Here is a 4,212-nt window from a genome sequence, read left to right as displayed (position 1 = left end):
GGAGACCACCGAACCCACGGGTTCACCAGCGGCAACGCTCCGCAGGCCGGTCACCAGCTCCTCGCGACCACCGCCCAGCACCACAGCCCGGTGCTCGAACGACGACCGCGTCGCCGCCAACGACCACGCCACATCAGCCGGTTCCAGCTCCGGACGCCCCGCCACCCACTCCCGCAGCCGGTTCGCCTGCGCGGAGAGGCCCTGGGCCGACCGGCCCGACACCACCCACGCGGCCAGGCCGTCCGCCTCGACCACCGCGGGGGCGGCTGCTATCGGCTCGGACTCGTCGACGGGCTCGTCCAGGACGGCCGCCAGCTCACCGTCCTCGTCGGGGATCTGCGGCTTCGCGCCGTCCTCGGCCGGGGCCTCCTCCAGGATGATGTGTACGTTGGTGCCGCTCATGCCGAACGCCGACACACCGGCACGGCGCACCCGCTCGTCCGTCGGCCACGACACCGACTCGGTCAACAGCCGTACGTCGCCGGCCGACCAGTCCACGTGCGGCGACGGGTCTTCCGCGTACAGGGACCGGGGCAGCCGCTGGTTCTGCAGTGCCAGCACCATCTTGATGATCCCGGCCATGCCGGCGGCCTGCTGGGTGTGCCCGATGTTGGACTTCACCGAACCCAGCCACAGCGGCCGGTCCTCCGGCCGGTCCTGGCCATAGGCGGCGATCACCGCCTGTGCCTCGATCGGGTCGCCCAGCGGCGTTCCCGTACCGTGCGCCTCCACCACGTCGATGTCGCCGGGGGACAGCTTGGCGCTGGCCAGCGCGGCGCGGATCACGCGCTGCTGGGACGGGCCGTTGGGGGCGGTCAGGCCGTTGGACGCGCCGTCCTGGTTGATCGCGGAGCCGCGTACCACCGCCAGCACCTTGTGCCCGTTGCGCCGCGCGTCCGACAGCCGCTCCACCACCACGACACCGGCGCCCTCGGCCACGCCCATGCCGTCGGCCGAGGCCGAGAAGGTCTTGCAGCGTCCGTCGGGGGACAGCCCGAGCGAGTTGCTGAAGTCGGTGAACAGCACGGGGGTGGCCGCGACGAACGCGCCCCCGACCAGCGCCAGCGAGCACTCCCCGGACCGCAGCGCCTGGACGGCCAGGTGCAGCGAGACCAGGGACGACGAGCACGCCGTGTCCACCGTGACCGCCGGGCCCTCCAGGCCCAGCGTGTAGGAGATACGGCCGGACAGAATGCTCGTCGCGTTGCCCGTCATCACATGGCCGTCGAGCTCGCCCTGTCGGCCCGTTATCCAGCCGTACCCGGATGCGGAAGCGCCCGCGAACACGCCCGTCGCGCTGCCGCGCAGCGACGCCGGGTCGATTCCGGCCCGTTCCATCGCCTCCCACGACACCTCCAGCAGCAGTCGCTGCTGCGGGTCCATCGACACGGCCTCGCGCGGGCTGATTCCGAAGAATCCCGCGTCGAACCCGGTCGCGTCGTAGACGAAGCCGCCTGCTTCCACCTCAGGGGCACCGGAGTTGGGGACATCGGGGTCACCGAATTCCCAGCCCCGGTCCTGGGGCAGCCCGGCGATCGCGTCGCGCTCGGCGGCCAGAAGGTCCCACAGTGCCTCCGGGCTGCGCGCGCCGCCGGGGAACCGGCAGCTCATGCCGACGATCGCGATCGGCTCGTCACCGGCAGCCTCCAGCTCCTGCAAGCGCTGCCGAGTCTCATGCAGATTTGCGGTAACCCGCTTGAGGAAGTAGCGGAGTTTGTCTTCGCTCACTTACGTCACCCCGTCGAGGAAGTCGCGGCGGTTGCCATGTCAGTAAATTCCGAGTTCTTTGCCGATGAAGTCGAAGACTTCGTCGTCGGTTGACGATTCGAGCTTTTCCGCAACGCCGGTCTCGGCGTTCCGCTCCCGAGCCTCTTTCCACTTGGAAAGCACGACTTCGAGCCGGTTGGTGATCTGGGCGGATTCGTCGTCGCCGGTCAGCGCGGCGAGCATGCCTTCCAGCTTGTCCAGTTCGGCGAGCACGGGCTGGGCCGCGCTGGTCTCCTCGGACTGGCTGGCGCGCAGATGCTCGGCGAGCGCGGCCGGAGTGGGGTAGTCGAACAGCAGCGTGCTGGGCAGGCTCAGTCCGGTGGCGGCGCCCAGCTTGTCGCGCAGCTCCACGGCGGTGAGCGAGTCGGCTCCCAGGTCGGTGAAGGACCGGTCGGCCTCGACGTCGTCGATGCTCGCGTGTCCCAGTACGGCCGCGGCCTCGGTCCGGACCAGGTCGATCAGGAGCCGGTCCTGCTCCGGCCGCGACAGGCCTGCCAGTCGCTGGGCCAGGGCGCTGCCCGCCTCCGTACCGGCCGGGCCGTTGTCGCTCTCCAACGCGGCCAGGACGTCGACGACTTCGGGCAGACTCTCGATGAGCGGGCTGGGCCTGCGCACGGTGAACGGCGGCGCGAACCGCGACCAGTCCACATCCACGACGGTGATCACCCGGTCCCGGCCGTCGAGAACCTGGGCCAGCGCCTGGACGGCCCGCTCCGGCTCCAGCAGCCGCAGTCCGCGCCGCTGCATCTGGGCCGAGCCCTCCTCGTCGGTCATCCCGCCGCCGCCCCACGGGCCCCAGGCCACCGAGGTGGCCGCCAGGCCGCGGGCCAGACGGTTCTCCGCCAGGGCGTCCAGGAAGGTGTTGGCCGCCGCGTAACCGGGCTGCAGACCGCTGCCCCAGGTCGCCGCGATGGAGGAGAACAGCACGAACGCGTCCAGGTCCAGGTCCGCCGTCAGCCGGTCGAGGCTGGCGGCGCCCGCGGCCTTGGCCGCCATGACCGAGGCGAGTTCCGTCACCGAGGTGTCGTCGATCGCGGTCGCCTGCGCGCGGCCCGCGGCGTGCATCACCGCGGTCAGCGGCGGGCCGTCGGCACCGATCGTGGTGATCACCCCGGCGAGCGCGGAGTCGTCGGCGGCATCGGCCGCGATCACCTCCACGTGTGCCCCGCCCGTCGCCAGTTCCGCGGCCAGCGCGGCCGCACTCGCCGCAGCGGGCCCGGACCGGCTCGTCAGTACGAGCCGCTGTGCGCCGCGCCCGGCCAGCCAGCGGGCCACGTGCCCGCCGATCGCGCCGGTACCGCCGGTGATCAGGACACTGCCGCGCGGCACCCAGCGCTCGGAACTCCCGCTGGGCTGCTCGGCCTTGGTCAGCCGACGGCCGAAGATCCCGGCCGGGCGGATCGCCACCTGGTCCTCGCCGCACCCGGCCAGCACCGCGCAGAGCCGGGCCGCGGCCTGCTCGTCGAAGTCGGCCGGCAGGTCGATCAGACCGCCACCGTGGTCGGGGTGTTCCAGCGTGGCAACGCGGGCGAGTCCCCACGTCTGCGCCTGTACGGGGTTGCTGAGCACCTCGTCCGACGCGACCGCGACGGCGCCACGGGTGAGAACCCACGCCGGCGCATGGACCGCCAGGGCGATCAGGGCCTGGACCAGTGTCTGGGTCCCGGCCAGGCCGTTCGCCAGCACCGGGTGACCGGGCAGCGGTGTCTCGTCCAGTGCCAGCAGCGATACGACGCCGGAGACACCGCCTTGCGGGTACACCGCGCTGATCTGCGCCGCCAGCCGCTCGTGGTCGGTGGTTTCGGTGGCCTCCACCGTCACCACCTCGGCACCCCTGTCGGCCAGCGCCTGCACACATCCCCGCGTCAGGTCGTCATCGGCCTGCCCGGACGCGGCCACCACCAGCCAGTGCCCTGTCAGCGCCGCCGGACCGGGCTCGGCGACCGGCGTCCAGCCCACCTGGTAACGCCAGTTCGCGGTTGCCGAACGGTCCTGCTCACGGCGCCGCCAGGACGCCAGCGCGGGCAGTACACCGCTCAGTTGTTTCTGGTCCTCGATGGCCAGCGTGTCCGCGATCCCGGCCAGGTCACCGCCCTCGACCGCGGCCCAGAACCGGGCCTCCGCCGCCGTACTCGCGCCATCGCCACCCACGGTCGGCGCCGCGGTCGGCGCGGTCAGCACGCCGCTGGGCCAGTACTGCTGGTGCCGGAAGGCGTACGTGGGCAGCGCCACCCGCTCACCGGCGGGCAGTACCGCGCTCCAGTCGACGGTGGCACCGTTGACGAACGCCCGCGCCAGGCCGGTCACCAGACCGGTCACGCCGTGCCCGGCATGCTCCTTCCGCCGCTGGAGCGGGATGAACGCGCTCTCGTCGGTGCCGATACCGGCCACCGCGTCCGGGCCGAGCGCGGACAGCGAGCCGTCGGGACCCACCTCGATGAACAC

At 72.3% G+C, this 4,212-nt stretch carries 2 protein-coding genes; both read right to left on the bottom strand.

The annotated features are described in order from the left end of the window. Window positions 1–1,728 (bottom strand): type I polyketide synthase (locus AC4IJH_RS43065; protein WP_490857500.1); only part of this gene is annotated, 1,728 nt, incomplete at its 3' end. Between the two features lie 39 nt (window positions 1,729–1,767). Beyond that, window positions 1,768–4,212 (bottom strand): SDR family NAD(P)-dependent oxidoreductase (locus tag AC4IJH_RS43060; RefSeq protein ID WP_490857499.1); only part of this gene is annotated, 2,445 nt, incomplete at its 5' end.

Source organism: Streptomyces sp. UF-297 (genome assembly GCF_058245575.1).
This window is presented reverse-complemented; position numbering and strand designations above follow the sequence as displayed.